Below are 2,430 nucleotides of genomic sequence, written 5' to 3' on the forward strand. Positions count from 1 at the left end.
ATGTCGTATTTAATTCCATTTTACAATTAGAATCTTTAAAGATTGTCTCTTTTCTTTTTAAAGGAATATCAGAAGCTAATGGAATATATGCTGCTCCTATTTTTAATATCCCCAAAATACCTATAATCGTTTCACTTGTTCTCTCACCCATAACGGCAACAAAATCTCCAGATTTTATTCCGTTTTCTTTTAAATATGAACTCACTTTATTAGAGAGTCTATCTAATTCACTATAGGTTAAACTCCTATTCTCCGATTCTATCGCTATATTATTCGGTGCTACTTCTACTGATTTTTCAAAAATTGAATACAAACTGTCTTCTCTAATAAATTTTTCTGTCGAATTATATACTTTTACCCCTTCTTCACTACCAATATCCGGAAAATTGAATTCACCATAAATATTCTTTATTAATCCAATATAGTACTTGAACATATCATTTATAACGTTACATTCAAATAAATCATATATATAATCCCAACTTAGAAGTATTCCTTCATTTAATTCCATAACTTGATGATCTAACATTACTTGAGATGTCTGACTTATCGCTTTGGTTAATTCTCCCAAATCATTTAATCTTCCAAAATCAAAACTTTTTCCAAATAACATACTTGTAAATACTACTGGCATTATTGCTTTCTTTGAGTCAATATCATTAACTCTAGTATATTCTTTTAGAAATTCAATCCCATCAAACATTCTATGTTCTAACGCTGACATGAAATTTTCGTGAATTTTCTTCGTATACTCCCAAAAATCCATATTCTTCGAAAAATCTACATCTATCATCAATAATGAAGTAAAATCCCCAATAATTTTATCAACATCATCATGGATCGGTTCCCTATTAAAAATAGTGGTATTAATAGCTAATTTAGATTGATTCGACCACTTCGCTAAAGATTGGGCGTACGCTGTAAATAAAACTATCGCAGGTGTAACATTATTATTTAAAGCTTTATATTCAAATACTTCCCATTTATCATATGGAATAATAAATTCGAGTCTCTCAAAGTTTGGCGATTTCACCCTACTTATTACATTTTTTAATGGCAACTGTGGTGCCGAAGGAAAAGAGTCTAATTTACTTAACCAATATTTTTTATCCATACTATATCGTTCATTGTTACTCTTTTGTTTCTCCAAATTAATTATATAGTCTCTATATGTTAACTTTAAAGTTGGCAATTCCTTTCCATATAAATAACGATCTGAAATTTCTTTGAAAATCATTTGAATACTAGCACCATCGGCAATTAGCATGTCTATTCCAAATAACAATCTATATTCCGATTCGTTTATTTTTAACGCTTTAAATTCAAATAAAGGCCATTGACTAGGATTGAAAATCCGCTTAGATACTTCATTTCTTTCTAGTTCAATTACTCGTTGTTGTTCAAATGCATCTTCCCCTGTAATATCCATAACATCCATGTTGTATTCTGGGATATAATCCAACACCTTTTGAGTACCGTCTTCTAAAAATACTGTTCTCAACATAGGATGTCTTTTAATAATGTATCGTACACTATCCACAAATTTACTTATATTGAGTTCTACTTTTAATTCAAGATAAGCATGAGTTGACGTTCCTCCCAACTCAAATTCACCATTTCTTCCAGCCAAATAAGCCATTTGGATATTCGATAGTGAAAATGGTTCGAATTGATTCTTTTTATCAATCTTCAAACTTGTTCCTATACTCGCTTCTTTTACCGCCTTTTTCTCAATGACATTTGATAATTTTTCTATACTACTGTTAGAAATAAATTCTTTGAAACTTAACTTTATACCAAATTCTTTTTCAATAGCGGAAATTACTTTAATAATAAGTATCGAATTACCACCTAATTCAAAGAAACTATCTTCAACATTCACATTGTCAATCTTTAAAACATCTTTCCATAGGGTAGCTATAATTTTTTGGTTTTTCGTTCGCGGCTCCATTTTTTTCTTTACTTCCATTATAGTTGGCTTAATTTTCAGGAGAGCCTTACGATCAATTTTCCCATTATTAGTAATGGGAATAGTATCCACTCTTGTTATATATGTGGGTATCATATAATGTGGTAATATCTTTTCCATATGTTTCAATACAATTTCAATATCAACTAATACATCATTCACATAGTAACAAGATAGAACTGGAATATCATTTTTATCCTGCGCACTCAAAACTATTACTTGATCAAAAATCTTTGTTTTTCTTAGTACAGCTTCAATCTCCCCTATTTCAACACGATATCCTCTAATTTTAACTTGAGAATCCTCTCTTCCTAAAAATTCTATATAACCTTCAGGGGTCATTTTACCCATATCACCCGTTTTATATATCCTTCCAAGCTGCGGATGATTTATAAATGCTGTATTCGTTTTTTCTTGATCATTTAAATAACCTTCTGCTAATCCCATACCACCTATATATA

The 2,430-nt window shown here is 30.1% G+C and carries 1 protein-coding gene; it reads right to left on the reverse strand.

Going from position 1 to position 2,430, the window contains the following annotated elements; translation table 11 throughout:
- The coding region (locus CO726_RS30710; RefSeq protein ID WP_245916862.1) for a condensation domain-containing protein at positions 1 to 2,416 on the reverse strand (2,416 nt) is incomplete at its 3' end.
- Positions 2,417 to 2,430 lie beyond the last annotated feature (14 nt).

It is taken from the genome of Bacillus fungorum, assembly GCF_002746455.1.
Taxonomy (GTDB): domain Bacteria; phylum Bacillota; class Bacilli; order Bacillales; family Bacillaceae_G; genus Bacillus_A; species Bacillus_A fungorum.